This window comes from Mycolicibacterium smegmatis (genome assembly GCF_001457595.1).
Taxonomy (GTDB): Bacteria; Actinomycetota; Actinomycetes; order Mycobacteriales; family Mycobacteriaceae; genus Mycobacterium; species Mycobacterium smegmatis.
Genome location: NZ_LN831039.1, coordinates 1,018,447 through 1,033,628 on the forward strand (window position 1 = coordinate 1,018,447; position 15,182 = coordinate 1,033,628).

Sequence of the window (15,182 nt, forward strand, 5' to 3'; positions counted from 1 at the left end):
GTCGCCCACCGGCAGCGCAGATTCGACGACTCTGCAGGCGGCGTGCGAAGTGACGAAGAGAGCGGCCAGGTCACGCCGAGTCAGTCGAGGTTTCCTCCGGTGAGCATGCGCCACAGGAATTCGTAGGTCAGCGCACCCTTGAACGCGGCCTGCTTGTTGTCGGCCGCACCGCCGTGCCCACCCTCGATGTTCTCGTAGTAGTACACGCGGTGGCCCGCTGCCTCCAGCGCGGCCGTCATCTTCCTGGCGTGCCCGGGATGCACGCGATCGTCGCGCGTGGACGTGGTGATCAGGATCGGTGGATACTTCGCGTCGGCCGAAATATTCTGGTACGGAGAGTATTTCGAGATGAACTCCCAGTCCGCCGGATCGTCGGGGTTGCCGTACTCGGCGACCCACGAGGCGCCCGCCAGCAACAGATGGAACCGCTTCATGTCGAGCAGGGGCACGCTGCACACCAAGGCGCCGAACAACTCCGGGTACTGCGTGAGCATGACGCCCATGAGCAGACCACCGTTGCTGCCACCGGATGCGCCGAGCTGATCGACGGTGGTGATGCCACGGCGCACGAGGTCGGCCGCGATGGCCGCGAAGTCCTCGTACACCAGATGCCGGTTCTCGCGCATGGCCTGGGTGTGCCACTGCGGCCCGTACTCGCCGCCGCCGCGAATGTTGGCCTGTACGAACGTTCCACCGCGCGACAGCCACGCACGGCCGATGCCGCCGCCGTACCCGGGTGTCTGCGCACTCTGGAATCCGCCGTAGCCGTAGAGGTACGTCGGCGCGGGTTCGGAACGGCGTCCCACCACGAAATACGGCACCTGCGTACCGTCATTGGACGTCGCGAAGAACTGTTCGACCTCGATGCCGTCGGCGTCGAAGAACGCTGGCGCAGATTTCAGTTGCACCAGCGGGCCACCCGCCGTGCCGTACAGCAGGCGCGACGGGCTGGTGAATCCGCTTGAGTCGTAGAAGACCTCGTCGCCGAGGTGGTCGGCATCGACGACGACGGTCGACGCCACCGGCGGGATGTCGGGCGCGTCGTGACGTTCCCAGGTGCCAGGCGTGACGATCTCGATGTGGCTGACGACGTCGCGCAGCGTCACCAGGATCAGCTTGTCCTTGGTCCAGCTGAAACTCGAAAGGCAACTGTGCGCGTCGGATTCGTAGACGATCGTGAGATCACGTGCACCCGAGAGGAATTCGTCGAACTTGGTGGCCAAGAGCGATCCCGCCGGGTAGGTGACCTCACCCACCTGCCATTCGGTGCGCAGCGCGATCAGCATCCACTCCTGGTGCAGCGACAGCGTCGAGTCGGTGGGGACGTCGATCAGCACTAGTTCGCCGTCGCGCACCTCGTAGCGGACGCGGTTGTAGAAGTCGGTGTAGCGGCCCAGGCGCGTGTGCTCGTAGCCCGGCGTGCGGTCGACACCGGCGATGACGCGGATGTCCGTCGGCTCGGCCTCGTACACGGTCTCGGCGTTCTCCAGCGGTTCGCCGCGGCGCCAGCGCTTGGCGATCCGCGGATAACCCGACTCGGTCATCGAGCCGGGGCCGAAATCGGTGCACACCAGCAGGGTGTTCTGGTCCTCCCACGACGCCGAGGACTTCGCCTCGTCCAGGTAGAACCCGTCGGTGACGAATTGTCGTGTCCGCATGTCGAATTCGCGGGTCACCACGGCGTCGGCGCCGCCGCGGGACAGGCTGATCAGCGCCAGGGTGTACTCGGGTTCGATCACTTCCGCACCGGACCACACCCAGTTTTCGCCGTCTTCGCGCGCCAGCTCGTCGACGTCGATGATGACGTCCCAGTCGGGTTCGTCGGTGCGGTAGCTCTCCAGCGTCGTACGCCGCCACACGCCCTTGGGGTTGGCCTCGTCGCGCCAGAAGTTGTAGAGGTACTCGCCGCGGCGCCGCACGTACGGGATGCGCGCGTCGGTGTCGAGGATTTCCAGCAACTCGCCGCGGATTGCCTCGAAACGTTCACCGCTCAGTGCTTCGAGCGTCGGTTCGTTGTGGGCGCGCACCCACTCCAGCGCGTCGTCGCCGGTGATGTCTTCGAGCCAGAGGTAGGGGTCGTCGTCAGCCACCCACACATTGTGGCCTGCGCGCGTAATGTGAGCTGCGTAACACCGCTTCGGAGGTACAGAGGAGTCGAGATGACGGTCTTTTCCCGTCCGGGTGCGGCAGACGCCCGGATGTCATTTGAGTCCCGCTACGACAACTTCATCGGTGGTGACTGGGTGGCGCCCGTCGACGGGCGATATTTCGAGAATCCGACGCCGGTGACCGGTCAGGTGTTCTGCGAGGTGGCCCGCTCCAGCGAGGCCGACGTCGACAAGGCCCTGGATGCGGCGCACGCCGCGGCGCCCGCGTGGGGCAAGACCGCCCCGGCCGAACGCGCGCTGATCCTCAACCGCATCGCCGACCGCATGGAACAGAAACTGGAGGCGCTCGCGCTGGCCGAGGCGTGGGACAACGGCAAGCCGATCCGCGAGACACTCAACGCCGACATCCCGCTGGCCATCGACCACTTCCGGTATTTCGCATCCGCGATCCGCGCACAGGAGGGCTCGCTCAGCGAGGTCGACGAGGACACCGTCGCGTATCACTTCCACGAGCCGTTGGGCGTGGTCGGGCAGATCATCCCGTGGAACTTCCCGATTCTGATGGCGGTGTGGAAGCTGGCCCCGGCCCTGGCTGCGGGCAACGCCGTGGTGCTCAAACCGGCCGAGCAGACCCCGGCGTCGGTGCTCTACCTGATGTCGCTGATCGCGGATCTGTTGCCCGCGGGTGTGGTGAACGTCGTCAACGGGTTCGGTGTGGAGGCCGGCAAGCCGCTGGCGTCGAGCAACCGCATCGCCAAGATCGCGTTCACCGGTGAGACCACCACGGGCCGGCTGATCATGCAGTACGCGTCGCAGAACCTGATCCCGGTGACCCTGGAACTCGGCGGCAAGAGCCCCAACATCTTCTTCTCGGATGTCATGGCCGCCAACGACGACTTCCAGGACAAGGCGCTGGAAGGGTTCACGATGTTCGCCCTCAACCAGGGCGAGGTGTGCACGTGCCCGTCGCGGTCGCTGATCCAGTCCGACATCTACGACGAGTTCCTGGAACTCGCGGCCATCCGCACCAAGGCCGTGCGCCAGGGCGATCCGCTGGACACCGAGACCATGATCGGCTCTCAGGCGTCCAACGACCAGTTCGAGAAGATCCTGTCCTACATCGAGATCGGCAAGAGCGAGGGCGCCCGCATCGTGACCGGCGGTGAGCGCGCCGATCTGGGCGGCGACCTGTCGGGTGGTTACTACATCCAGCCGACGATCTTCACCGGCCACAACAAGATGCGCATCTTCCAGGAGGAGATCTTCGGCCCGGTCGTGGCGGTCACGTCGTTCAGCGACTACGACGACGCGATCTCGATCGCCAATGACACGCTGTACGGTCTCGGCGCCGGAGTGTGGAGCCGCGACGGGAACACCGCGTATCGTGCCGGGCGCGACATCAAGGCCGGCCGAGTGTGGACCAACTGCTACCACCAATATCCGGCGCACGCCGCGTTCGGTGGGTACAAGCAGTCCGGCATCGGCAGGGAGAACCACAAGATGATGCTCGACCACTACCAGCAGACCAAGAACCTGCTGGTGAGCTACAGCGACAAGGCGCAGGGATTCTTCTGAGCCTGCGCTGACACGGGAGAACTGGAGAACGATATGAGCACCCCGTCGAGGGCCCTGATCACCGCGGCGGCCGCCGATCTACTTGCGCGGTTGCAGAAGACGCACGGCGCGTTGATGTTTCATCAGTCCGGCGGCTGCTGTGACGGGTCGTCCCCGATGTGTTACCCCGAGGGCGATTTCATCGTCGGTGACCGCGACGTCCTTCTCGGGGTGCTCGACGTCGGTGACGGTGTCCCGGTCTGGATCTCGGGTCCGCAGTTCGAGGCGTGGAAGCACACGCAGCTGGTGATCGACGTGGTGCCCGGCCGTGGCGGCGGCTTCAGCCTCGAATCGCCTGAGGGGATGCGGTTCCTGTCGCGGGGACGCGCGTTCACCGACGCCGAGAACGAGGAACTGGCCGCGCAGCCGCCGATCACCGGCGCGCAGTACGCCGAGGGTGCCCGGCCGGTGCAGACCGGGACCTCCGTCGTCGCCGAGGCCGAGGACGCCTGCCCGGTACCGGGACGCTGATCAGCGCCCTTTCTGCAGGGTGAACTGCGTGACGTCCACCTGGCCGTCGCGGAACAGTTGCGCGCACCCGGTCAGGTACTTCATGTACCGCTGGTAGACCTCCACCGACTGGATCGCGATGGCCTCGTCCTGGTGCGCCTGCAGGCGCGACGCCCAGATGTCGAGGGTCTTGGCGTAGTGCGGCTGCAGCGACTGCTCGCGGGACACGATGAAGCCGGCCCGTTCGGCGCGGTCGTGCACCATCTGAGATGACGGCAGCTGCCCGCCGGGGAAGATCTCGGTGAGGATGAACTTGACGAACTTCGCCATCTCCATCGTCATCGGGATCCCGGCCTCCCGGAAGTGGTTGGGGTGGAACCCGCAGATGGTGTGCAGCAGCATGACGCCGTCGTCGGGCAGCAGCGTGTGGGCCTTGCCGAAGAACTCGTCGTAGCGCTCATGCCGGAAGTGCTCGAACGCGCCGATCGACACGATGCGGTCGACGGGCTCGTCGAACTGCTCCCACCCCTGCAGCAGCACGCGCCGGGAACGCCTGCCGCCCACGTCGTCGAGCATGCGCTCGACGTAAGCGGCCTGGTTCCTCGACAGTGTCAGTCCCACCACGTTGACGTCGTGGGACTCGACCGCGCGCCGCATGGTCGCACCCCAGCCGCAGCCCACGTCGAGCAGCGTCATCCCGGGCTCCAGCCCCAGCTTGCCCAGGGCCAGGTCGATCTTCGCGATCTGCGCCTCTTCCAGCGTCATCCCGTCGTGGGCGAAGTACGCACAGCTGTAGGTCTGCGTCGCGTCCAGGAACAACCGGAAGAAGTCGTCGGAAAGGTCGTAATGGGCCTGCACATCGGCAAAGTTGGGAGTCAGCGTCTCGCTCACACCGGTGCCTCTCTACTCATGGAAATGCCCACCAGGTGCGGCGGGGACACCCATATCAACGACGCCCGGCCGAATCCGCCTCGATATCGGCCGAAGCGGGCAGGTGTGGCGCATTCCGCTGCGATCGCCGCGTGTGACCGTTGCGCCGCCCACTAGGGTGGGAGCGTGACCCACTTTGACGTTGTTGTTCTCGGAGCCGGTCCCGGTGGATACGTCGCGGCCATTCGCGCCGCCCAGCTGGGGCTGAATACCGCAATTGTCGAACCCAAGTACTGGGGCGGCGTGTGTCTCAACGTTGGCTGTATCCCGTCCAAGGCGCTGCTGCGGAACGCCGAGATCGCCCACATGTTCAACAAGGAAGCCAAGACCTTCGGCATCAGTGGTGAGGCGACGTTCGACTACGGCGCGGCGTTCGACCGCAGCCGCAAGGTCGCCGACGGCCGTGTCGCGGGCGTGCACTTCCTGATGAAGAAGAACAAGATCACCGAGATCCACGGTTACGGGAAGTTCACCGGCCCCAACAGCCTGGAGGTCGCGCTCAACGACGGCGGGACCGAGAAAGTCGAGTTCTCCAACGCGATCATCGCGACCGGCAGCAGCACGCGCCTGGTGCCCGGCACGTCGTTGTCGGAGAACGTGGTCACCTACGAGACACAGATCCTCTCGCGTGAGCTGCCCGGCTCGATCATCATCGCCGGCGCCGGCGCGATCGGCATGGAGTTCGCGTACGTGCTGAAGAACTACGGCGTCGACGTCACCATCGTCGAGTTCCTGCCGCGCGCCCTGCCCAACGAGGACGCCGAGGTCTCCAAGGAGATCGAGAAGCAGTACAAGAAGCTGGGCGTGAAGATCCTCACCGGCACCAAGGTGGAGGGTATTGCCGATGACGGCTCGACGGTGAAGGTGACCGTCAGCAAGGACGGCAAGACCGAGGAACTCAAGGCCGACAAGGTGCTGCAGGCCATCGGCTTCGCACCCAACGTCGAGGGTTACGGCCTGGAGGCGGCCGGTGTCGAGCTCACCGACCGCAAGGCCATCGGCATCGACGACTACATGCGCACCAACGTGGGGCACATCTACGCCATCGGTGACGTCACCGGCAAGCTTCAGCTCGCCCACGTCGCCGAGGCGATGGCGGTGGTCGCGGCCGAAACCATCGCCGGCGCAGAGACTCTGCCGCTCGGCGACTACCGCATGATGCCGCGCGCGACGTTTTGCCAGCCGCAGGTCGCGAGCTTCGGGCTCACCGAGCAGCAGGCTCGCGACGAGGGTTACGACGTGAAGGTCGCCAAGTTCCCGTTCACCGCGAACGGCAAGGCGCACGGCCTGGCCGACCCGACCGGGTTCGTGAAGCTCATCGCCGACGCCAAGTACGGCGAACTGCTCGGCGGGCACCTCATCGGCCCCGACGTCTCGGAGTTGCTGCCTGAGCTGACCCTGGCCCAGAAGTGGGACCTGACCGTCAACGAGCTCGCCCGCAACGTGCACACCCACCCGACGCTGTCGGAGGCGTTGCAGGAGTGCTTCCACGGTCTGGCCGGCCACATGATCAACTTTTGAGAAACGAGATCGTCTCCGGCATAGCCGGTTTGGTGGCCGGCCACATTTTGTGGCTGGCCGCCATCACGTTGGCCACCGACAGCTCGCGGGTCACCCGCTGGGTTCTGGTGGTTGCCGCGCTGTCATTCGTGGGTGGTGCCGCGGCGGCCTGGGTGGGCTGGCGAAAGTACCAGCAGCGTTCGCGCGTGTGGGCGGCGTTTCTGTGGTGCCTGCCGGTGTCGCCCGTGTTGTTCTCGCTGACGCTGCTGGGCGTGACGTACCTGTAGGTTTGCTCAGTCGGGGAAGTCGAGTGGGATGCGCAGGGTCGCCATGGTGGCGGCAAGGCCGTCGTAATGCCCTGCGAGCAAACAGAATTCGATCAGCTGCGCCCGGTTGAGGTGCGTGGACAGCGCCGCCCAGGTCTCCGGTGACATCGAGCGCGTGACCACGAACTCGTCGGTCGCGGTGATGAGCGTCCGCTGACGATCGGTCAGGCCCTCGGCGTCGGGCCCCTCGAAGATTTTGGCCTGTGTTTCGGCGTCGAGGCCGCGGCTGCGGGCCAGCCGGCGGTGCTGCTGCAGTTCGTAGGTGCTGCCACGCAGGTGCGCCACGCGCAGGATGACCAGTTCGGTGTCGCGCTTGGGCAGTTTGCCCCAGTTCAGCAGCACACCGGAGTACGGCAGAAACGCCAGGAACGCCAGCTTGTGCTGGCCGATGACGTCGAACAGGTGAAAGCGCGGTGCCCGGATCGCGCGTGCCCCCGCCCGGGCCGCGATCCAGCCGATCGGCCCGAGAGCGCGCAGGCTGCGGGTGGCGGGGATACGGGCGGGCTCGGTCTGATGGTCGCGGGTCACCTCCGCGAGTCTAAAGAACCGCTTCGGTCAGCCGAGCGGTTTCACCTCGCTCGGCCTGACCAGATACGGCGACACCGTGGACCGGTGCTCGTCGAGGTCGAGTGCCTTGCCCAGCGCGGGGAACGCGCGCTGCGGGCAGTTGTCGCGTTCGCACACGCGGCATCCCGCACCGATCGGGGTGCTGACGTTGCCCGACAGGTCGAGGCCTTCGGAGTAGACGAGCCGATGCGCATGGCGCAGTTCGCATCCCAGACCGATCGCGAAGGTCTTGCCGGGCTGACCGTACCGGTGCGCGCGACGCTCGACGGTGCGCGCGACCCACATGTAGTGCCTGCCGTCGGGCATCTGCGCAATCTGGACCAGGATCTTGCCGGGGTAGGCGAATGTCTCGTAGACGTTCCACAGCGGGCACGTGCCGCCTGACGACGAGAAGTGGAAACCGGTGGCGGACTGGCGTTTCGACATGTTTCCCGCGCGGTCGACGCGGACGAACGAGAACGGCACGCCGCGCATCGACGGGCGCTGCAGCGTCGAGAGCCGGTGCCCGATGGTCTCGTAGCTGACCTGGTAGAACGCCGACAGCCGCTCGATGTCGTAGCGGAAGTTTTCGGCGACATCGTGAAACTGCCGGTAGGGCAACACCGTCGCCGCGGCGAAGTAGTTGGCCAGGCCCAGCCGGGCCAGGGTGCGCGACTCGTCGCTGGTGAACCGGCCCTCGTCGACGAGCTTGTCGATGAGATCGCCGAATTCCAGGTATGCCAGTTCGGCGGCCATCTTGAACACCTGCTGACCGCGTGAGATGTGGTTGCTCATCTCCAGCGTTTTGGTGGCCGGGTCGTAGCGGTGCAATACGGTCTCGCCCATGTCGATGCGGCGCACCACCCGCACGCCGTGCACGCTGGTCAGCCGGTTGGTCAGCTCGGCGGCCAGGTCGCCGCTGTGCATGCGCATGCGTGCGGTGAGATCCTCTGCGGCGGTGTCGAGTTCGTGCAGATAGTTCTGGCGCTCGTAGAAGTAGTCGCGCACTTCCTCGTGCGGCATCGTGATCGCGCCGCTGCCACTGCCGTCGGAATACCGGTCCTCGGTGGCGGCGGCCAGTTGCGTCGTGGCCAGCCGGTAACGCCGGTGCAGGTTCACCATCGCGCGTGCCAACTTGGGGTGCGAGGCCACCATGTCGGCGACCTCGGTGAGGTCGACGTCGGAGGCACCCAGGTCGCGATCGAGGGTGACCTCGCGCAGTTCGGCCACCAGGCGCGTGTCGTCCTGCGGGGAGAAGAACGTCGCGTCGACGCCGAACACCTCGGTGATGCGAAGCAGCACCGCGACCGTCAACGGGCGCACGTCGTGCTCGATCTGGTTGAGGTAGCTCGGCGAGATGTCGAGCATCTGCGCGAGCGCGGCCTGGCTGAATCCGCGTTCGCTCCGCAGTTGTCGCACCCGCGAACCGACGAACGTCTTCGGCACGTTCTACATCCTAGGGCCTGTTGCAAAGCGGGCTTTAACAACATTTGCAAACTGTGAGGGGGTCACGGGACATGGCTGATTCGGACGCTTCGGCGGGCGAGCTGACGCGTGAGATGGAGATGGCACACCCGCATGTTCCGGCGGGAGTTCGGGCTTGCGGTCGACGTGGTCCGTGCCGTGGCGGCGGGGGAGGTCGCGCGCGCAGGCGTCATCGCCGACCATCTGAGATTCATCGCGACGCTGCTGCACCACCACCACGCCGGCGAGGACGACCACGTCTGGCCGTTGCTGCTGGAACGCGCTGCACCGCAGGCTCAGCGTGTCCACGACGTGGAACGTCAGCACCGCGACGTCGACGCAGCGCTGGACGCCGTGGCCGGTGCCGTCTCGGCATGGCGTCGCGACGCCGACGCCGTGAGCCGCGGCGCCCTGGTCGAGGCGCTGCAAACGCTCGAGGCTGTCGTGGTCGACCACATGGACTACGAGGAGCGCTGGATCGTTCCGGAGATGGAGCGTCACATCGCGCGGTCCGAGTGGGACCGTGTCATCGCCACCATGGCGATGGCGATCGACCCGAAAGACCTGATGCTCACGATCGGGATGACGACGTACGAGGGTGACGACGAGACCGTCGAGCGCACCATGGCGAACCTGCCGCCGGAAGTGGGCCCGAACCCGCGCCCGATTGCGCAGGCCGCCTACGCCGGCTACGCCGAGGTGATCTACGGCACCGATGCGCCGCAGCGCAGCACCGAATTGTCCAGGTCAACGGCCGGGTCGCAGGGCGTTTGAGCGATATGCGCTGATGAAAGCGGTGCCGTTGACGCTCTGGCAGTATGGGATCGCCTGCTCAGCGGCCGCGAGCAGGCGACTCAGATGGGAAAGACGAGAGCATGACGGGCACCGAGAAGGGCAGCAAAGACAGCAGTGAGAACAGTCTGGTGAGCACGGGTCTGGCCAAGACGATGATGCCCGTACCGGACCCGCACCCCGACGTGTTCGACACCGGCTGGCCATTGCGCGTCGCCGACATCGACCGCAACGGGCGGCTGCGCTTCGATGCCTCGACCCGGCACATCCAGGACATCGGCCAGGATCATCTGCGCCAGTTGGGGTTCGAGGACACCCATCCGGCCTGGATCGTGCGCCGCACCATGATCGACATGATCGAGCCCATCGAGTTCCCCGAACTGCTGCGGCTGCGCCGCTGGTGCTCGGGCACCTCGAACCGGTGGTGCGAGATGCGCGTGCGCATCGACGGACGCAAGGGCGGCCTGGTCGAGTCCGAGGCGTTCTGGATCAACATCAACCGCGAGACCCAGGGCCCGTCGCGGATCGCCGACGACTTCCTGGCCGGACTGCGGCGCACCACCGACATCGACCGGCTGCGCTGGAAGCCCTATCTCAAGGCGGGCAGCCGCGAGGACGCGCTGGAGATCCGCGAGTACCCGGTGCGCGTCGCCGACATCGACCTGTTCGACCACATGAACAACGCCGTCTACTGGACCGTGGTCGAGGACTACCTGTACACGCATCCCGAGCTGCTCGCGCAGCCGTTGCGCGTGACCATCGAGCACGACGCTCCCGTGGCGCTCGGCGACAAGCTGGAGATCATCTCCCACACCCACCCGCCGGGTACGACCGACAAATTCGGTCCGGAACTCACCGATCGGACTGTTACAACCCTCACATATGCGGTCGGCGAGGAGACGAAAGCCGTCGCCTGTCTCTTCTCGCTCTGAATCAATCACGTTTAACAGTACGGGCGTACTGACCTGCGAAAAGTGGCTACTCGCCGGTAGCTTCTGAACCGGTACAGCCATCATATTTCTTCACAATCTTCGCAAGTTAACGCACACGTTTCGCCAAAATTGGCAAAGGAAACGGGTGGACCTGCGGTTATGTCATGTGCCATCGTCGGGTTAGCACACCAGTGAAGCTGCTGCGGTGTTAACAACCGCAGTGACTTAACAACCGAAGGAGCCGTCCAATGTCGACCGTTGGCACCCCGAAGTCCCCCGAGCAGATCCAGCACGACTGGGATCACAACCCCCGCTGGAAGGGCATCAAGCGCGACTACACCCCCGAGGACGTCGTGGCCCTGCAGGGCACCGTCGTCGAGGAGCACACCCTGGCCCGCCGCGGCGCCGAGGTGCTGTGGGAGCAGCTGCACGACATGGACTTCGTCAACGCGCTCGGCGCGCTGACCGGCAACATGGCCGTCCAGCAGGTTCGCGCGGGCCTCAAGGCCATCTACCTGTCCGGCTGGCAGGTCGCCGGTGACGCCAACCTGTCCGGTCACACCTACCCCGACCAGAGCCTGTACCCGGCCAACTCGGTGCCGCAGGTGGTCCGCCGCATCAACAACGCGCTGCTGCGCGCCGACGAGATCGCCAAGGTCGAGGGCGACACCTCGGTGGAGAACTGGCTGGCTCCGATCGTCGCCGACGGCGAGGCCGGCTTCGGTGGTGCCCTCAACGTCTACGAGCTGCAGAAGGCGATGATCGCCGCGGGTGTCGCGGGCTCGCACTGGGAAGATCAGCTGGCCTCGGAGAAGAAGTGCGGCCACCTCGGTGGCAAGGTGCTGATCCCGACCCAGCAGCACATCCGCACCCTGACCTCGGCGCGCCTGGCGGCCGACGTGGCCGACGTGCCCACCGTCGTCATCGCCCGCACCGACGCCGAGGCCGCCACGCTGATCACGTCCGACGTCGACGAGCGCGACCAGCCGTTCATCACCGGTGAGCGCACCAAGGAAGGCTTCTTCCGCGTGAAGAACGGCCTGGAGCCCTGCATCGCGCGCGCCAAGGCCTACGCGCCGTACTCCGACCTGATCTGGATGGAGACCGGCACGCCGGATCTCGAGCTCGCCAAGAAGTTCGCCGAGGGCGTCAAGGCGGAGTTCCCCGACCAGATGCTGGCCTACAACTGCTCGCCGTCGTTCAACTGGAAGAAGCACCTCGACGACGCCACCATCGCGAAGTTCCAGAAGGAACTGGGCGCCATGGGCTTCAAGTTCCAGTTCATCACGCTGGCCGGCTTCCACGCGCTCAACTACTCGATGTTCGATCTGGCCTACGGCTACGCCCGCAACCAGATGAGCGCGTACGTCGAACTGCAGGAGCGCGAGTTCGCTGCCGAGGAGCGCGGCTACACCGCCACCAAGCACCAGCGCGAGGTGGGTGCCGGCTACTTCGACCGCATCGCCACCACGGTCGACCCCAACAGCTCGACCACCGCGCTCGCGGGCTCGACCGAAGAGGGTCAGTTCCACTGAGCCACCGGTGACGGCTCCACCCGGTAAGTGTTGACAGCGCAGGCCCCGCTCAGGTTTCTTGGGCGGGGCCTGTCGCGTGTCTGCGGAATGCGAGAGTTGAACGGCCCGCACGCGAGGAGGAAAACAAGCAGTGAGCAATGCAATCGAACGAGTAGGTGTCGTCGGAGCCGGCCAGATGGGCAGCGGCATCGCCGAGGTGTCCGCCCGCGCGGGCGTCGACGTCCTGGTCTACGACACCACTGACGCCTTCGTGACGGCCGGGCGCAACCGCATCACGAAGTCGCTGGAGCGCGCCGTGAGCGCGGGCAAGGTCACCGAGCGTGAGAAGGACGAGGCGCTGGGCCGGCTGCGCTTCACCACGAGCCTCGCCGACATGGCCGACCGTCAGCTGGTCATCGAGGCCGTGATCGAGGACGAGAACATCAAGGGCGAGATCTTCGCCGAACTCGACCGCGTGATCACCGACCCCGACGCGGTGCTGGCGTCGAACACGTCGAGCATCCCGATCATGAAGATCGCGGCGTCCACCGAGAACCCCGAGCGCGTGCTGGGCCTGCACTTCTTCAACCCGGTGCCCGTCCTGCCACTCGTCGAGTTGGTGTCCACACTCGTCACCTCCGAGGCGGCGGCCGACCGGGTCGAGCAGTTCGCCGGATCGGTGCTGGGCAAGCAGGTCGTGCGGTGCTCCGACCGGTCCGGCTTCGTGGTGAACTTCCTGCTCGTGCCGTACCTGCTCTCGGCAATCCGCATGGTCGAAGGTGGCGTCGCCACCATCGAGGACGTCGACAAGGCCGTGGTGGCCGGGTTGTCGCACCCGATGGGGCCGCTGCGCCTGTCCGATCTGGTAGGGCTCGACACGCTGAAGCTGATCGCCGACAAGATGTTCGACGAGTTCAAGGAGCCCCTGTACGCGGCGCCGCCACTGCTGCTGCGCATGGTCGAGGCCGGCCAGCTCGGCAAGAAAACGGGCAAGGGCTTCTATACCTACTGATCAGCTGCTGATTACGCGGGGGCGGGCCAAGCTGGCACTGAGAGCTTCGCTTGGCTACTCTTCCCAAAGGAAGGCCATCCCGGCTCCATCGAGAGCCTGCGCAAAATGCGCGTCGGCCCGTACAAGTCTTCAGAAGACGAAAAACGCAAAGGGTTATCTGTCGCATGTCAAACGTCGAGTCCGAACTGGCGCCGTACTACGAGGAATCGCAGTCGATCTACGATATTTCGAACGAATTCTTCGCGCTGTTCCTCGGCCCCACCATGGGCTACACCTGCGGTTACTACGAGCGCGAGGACATGACGCTCGACGAGTCGCAGAACGCCAAGTTCGATCTCGCACTCGGCAAGCTGGACCTCAAGCCGGGCATGACCCTGCTCGATGTCGGCTGCGGCTGGGGCGGCGCGCTGGAGCGGGCCGTCACCAAGTACGACGTGAACGTGATCGGCATCACCCTTAGCAAGGCGCAGTCGGACTACGCGCGTGAGCGCCTCGCGAAGATCGAGACCAACCGCAGCGTGGAAGTCCGCCTGCAGGGTTGGGAAGAGTTCAACGAGCCCGTCGACCGCATCGTGTCGATCGGCGCGTTCGAGGCCTTCAAGGCCGAGCGCTACCCGGTGTTCTTCGAGCGTGCGTACAGCATCCTGCCCGACGACGGCCGCATGCTGCTGCACACGATCCTGGCGCACACCCAGAAGTTCTTCCGCGAAAACGGCATCAAGCTGACGATCAGCGACCTGAAGTTCATGAAGTTCATCGGCGAGGAGATCTTCCCGGGCGGTCAGCTTCCCGCGGTCGAGGACATCGAGAAGCTCGCCGCGGACTCGGGCTTCAAGCTCGAGCGCATCCACCTGCTGCAGCCTCACTACGCCCGCACGCTCGACATGTGGGCGGCCAACCTCGAGGCCAAGAAGGACGAGGCCATCGCCATGCAGGGCCAAGAGGTCTACGACCGCTACATGAAGTACCTCACCGGCTGCGCCGACTTCTTCCGTCGCGGCATCACCAACGTCGGCCAGTTCACGCTGGTCAAGTAGGTTTTTCCGTCGCCGAGGCTACGGTTTTTCGCGTGATTCTCACGAATTCGCGCGAACAACCGTAGCCTCGGCGCATTCGAGGGCATCGCGGACACGGGCGATCACCGCCGGCGTCCGGTACCGCAGGTGTTCGTGGCTCACCCGGATGATCGTCCAGCCCGACGCGGCCAGGAATTCCAGCCGATCGATATCGGATGCGTGGGCGGCAGGGTCCTGCCAGTGGTGCGCTCCGTCGTACTCCGCGCCGACCATGCGATCCGGCCACCCCATGTCGATGCGACGCCGCACGCGACCCCGCTCGTCGAGCACCGGTATCTGAGTGACCGGGCGCGGCAGACCGGCTCTCACCAGCACCAACCGCAGCCGGGTCTCCTGCGGTGACTCCGCACCGGGATCGACCAGATCCAGTGTGGTGCGCAACCTGCGGATGCCGCGTGCTCCGCGATACCGCTCGGCGACCGACATCACCTCGGCGACATCGGTTTTGGTGGCATTGAGCAGGGCGTCGAGGCGGATCACCCCGGTCTCGACCGGTAGCCGACGGCCGAGGTCATAGGCCGTGCGTGCGGGTGTGGTGCAGTCCATGCCGCCGACCCTGCAGATCTCGTCGTCGGCGATGACGCCGGTGTGGATCCGGATCCCGGCAGGGGAGGGGTGGCGGACGCGGGCGAGTTCGGCAGGCGCGTCGTCCGGTAGCCACCTGCTGCCGAGCATCGCCGCGGCGGAGTATCCGGCCAGCGTCGCGGTCCGGCCCGACCACAGCCATGCGGCCCTCGCGCGGCTACGGGCATCGAGGCTGAAATCGCGCGGTACATAGACATTTCGGTGCAGCTTGCGGTAACTGGTCTGCAGCGCGTACCGGGTGAGCACCCCGCTCGACAGTGCCTCGCTCCCCACGATGATGTCCCCCATGCCGGTATTCGACGCGCGCGGGGGCCATCCGGTTCCATGCTCGCC

General features: G+C 65.8%; 14 protein-coding genes. 9 read left to right on the plus strand and 5 right to left on the minus strand.

Going from position 1 to position 15,182, the window contains the following annotated elements:
* Window positions 1-80 precede the first annotated feature (80 nt).
* The gene (locus AT701_RS04560) at window positions 81-2,096 is read right to left on the minus strand and encodes a prolyl oligopeptidase family serine peptidase (protein ID WP_058125273.1); all 2,016 of its coding nucleotides are present in this window, start codon (window positions 2,094-2,096) and stop codon (window positions 81-83) included.
* A gap of 63 nt (window positions 2,097-2,159) precedes the next feature.
* Between AT701_RS04560 and adh the strand changes: the two genes are divergently transcribed.
* Window positions 2,160-3,683 (plus strand): aldehyde dehydrogenase, encoded by a 1,524-nt coding sequence (gene adh, locus AT701_RS04565; RefSeq protein WP_058125274.1) that lies wholly within the window; start codon window positions 2,160-2,162, stop codon window positions 3,681-3,683.
* Between the two features lie 33 nt (window positions 3,684-3,716).
* Window positions 3,717-4,193 (plus strand): DUF779 domain-containing protein, encoded by a 477-nt coding sequence (locus AT701_RS04570; RefSeq protein ID WP_011727277.1) that lies wholly within the window; start codon window positions 3,717-3,719, stop codon window positions 4,191-4,193.
* Here AT701_RS04570 and AT701_RS04575 read toward each other — a convergent pair whose 3' ends face one another.
* Entirely contained in the window at window positions 4,194-5,063 is an 870-nt protein-coding gene (locus AT701_RS04575) for a cyclopropane mycolic acid synthase family methyltransferase (RefSeq protein ID WP_058125275.1), read from the minus strand.
* A 165-nt stretch (window positions 5,064-5,228) separates the two neighbouring features.
* Here AT701_RS04575 and lpdA point away from each other — a divergent pair, with 165 nt between their 5' ends.
* Both lpdA and AT701_RS04585 read left to right on the plus strand, forming a co-directional pair.
* Complete coding sequence (gene lpdA, locus AT701_RS04580) at window positions 5,229-6,623, plus strand: dihydrolipoyl dehydrogenase (protein WP_058125276.1); 1,395 nt, start codon at window positions 5,229-5,231, stop codon at window positions 6,621-6,623.
* On the plus strand, window positions 6,620-6,889 hold the full coding sequence (locus AT701_RS04585) for a hypothetical protein (protein WP_058125277.1): 270 nt from the start codon (window positions 6,620-6,622) through the stop codon (window positions 6,887-6,889). Before lpdA ends, AT701_RS04585 begins: the two co-directional genes overlap by 4 nt.
* Window positions 6,890-6,895: 6 nt before the next feature.
* Here the strand turns inward: AT701_RS04585 and AT701_RS04590 are convergent, their stop codons facing one another.
* Entirely contained in the window at window positions 6,896-7,456 is a 561-nt protein-coding gene (locus tag AT701_RS04590) for a carboxymuconolactone decarboxylase family protein (RefSeq protein WP_058125278.1), read from the minus strand.
* 27 nt (window positions 7,457-7,483) lie between these two features.
* Window positions 7,484-8,920, minus strand: coding sequence for an acetate metabolism transcriptional regulator RamB (ramB, locus tag AT701_RS04595; protein WP_003892333.1), 1,437 nt, complete (start codon window positions 8,918-8,920; stop codon window positions 7,484-7,486).
* A 132-nt stretch (window positions 8,921-9,052) separates the two neighbouring features.
* On the opposite strand from ramB, the gene AT701_RS35575 reads away from it, so the two are divergent.
* The 5 genes from AT701_RS35575 (at window position 9,053) to AT701_RS04625 (ending at window position 14,225) form a co-directional block, all read left to right on the plus strand.
* On the plus strand, window positions 9,053-9,712 hold the full coding sequence (locus AT701_RS35575) for a hemerythrin domain-containing protein (protein ID WP_081319375.1): 660 nt from the start codon (window positions 9,053-9,055) through the stop codon (window positions 9,710-9,712).
* A gap of 101 nt (window positions 9,713-9,813) precedes the next feature.
* Window positions 9,814-10,662 (plus strand): acyl-[acyl-carrier-protein] thioesterase, encoded by an 849-nt coding sequence (locus tag AT701_RS04610; RefSeq protein ID WP_011727282.1) that lies wholly within the window; start codon window positions 9,814-9,816, stop codon window positions 10,660-10,662.
* A gap of 248 nt (window positions 10,663-10,910) precedes the next feature.
* Window positions 10,911-12,197, plus strand: a complete 1,287-nt coding sequence (gene aceA, locus AT701_RS04615) for an isocitrate lyase (protein WP_003892337.1) — start codon at window positions 10,911-10,913, stop codon at window positions 12,195-12,197.
* Window positions 12,198-12,327: 130 nt separating this feature from the next.
* Window positions 12,328-13,188 carry a 3-hydroxybutyryl-CoA dehydrogenase gene (locus AT701_RS04620; protein ID WP_003892338.1) on the plus strand — a complete coding sequence of 287 codons (861 nt, stop codon included), beginning with the start codon at window positions 12,328-12,330 and terminating at the stop codon, window positions 13,186-13,188.
* Between the two features lie 164 nt (window positions 13,189-13,352).
* Entirely contained in the window at window positions 13,353-14,225 is an 873-nt protein-coding gene (locus AT701_RS04625; RefSeq protein WP_003892339.1) for a cyclopropane mycolic acid synthase family methyltransferase, read from the plus strand.
* 39 nt (window positions 14,226-14,264) lie between these two features.
* Here AT701_RS04625 and AT701_RS04630 read toward each other — a convergent pair whose 3' ends face one another.
* The gene (locus AT701_RS04630) at window positions 14,265-15,137 is read right to left on the minus strand and encodes a type IV toxin-antitoxin system AbiEi family antitoxin (protein ID WP_058125279.1); all 873 of its coding nucleotides are present in this window, start codon (window positions 15,135-15,137) and stop codon (window positions 14,265-14,267) included.
* Between the last annotated feature and the right edge of the window lie 45 nt (window positions 15,138-15,182).

Coding starts and splice junctions, on each gene's coding strand:
- adh (WP_058125274.1), top strand. CDS start 2,160: ATGACGGTCTTTTCCCGTCCGGGTGCGGCAGACGCCCGGATGTCATTT.
- AT701_RS04570 (WP_011727277.1), top strand. CDS start 3,717: ATGAGCACCCCGTCGAGGGCCCTGATCACCGCGGCGGCCGCCGATCTA.
- AT701_RS35575 (WP_081319375.1), top strand. CDS start 9,053: ATGTTCCGGCGGGAGTTCGGGCTTGCGGTCGACGTGGTCCGTGCCGTG.
- AT701_RS04610 (WP_011727282.1), top strand. CDS start 9,814: ATGACGGGCACCGAGAAGGGCAGCAAAGACAGCAGTGAGAACAGTCTG.
- aceA (WP_003892337.1), top strand. CDS start 10,911: ATGTCGACCGTTGGCACCCCGAAGTCCCCCGAGCAGATCCAGCACGAC.
- AT701_RS04625 (WP_003892339.1), top strand. CDS start 13,353: ATGTCAAACGTCGAGTCCGAACTGGCGCCGTACTACGAGGAATCGCAG.
- AT701_RS04630 (WP_058125279.1), bottom strand. CDS start 15,137: ATGGGGGACATCATCGTGGGGAGCGAGGCACTGTCGAGCGGGGTGCTC.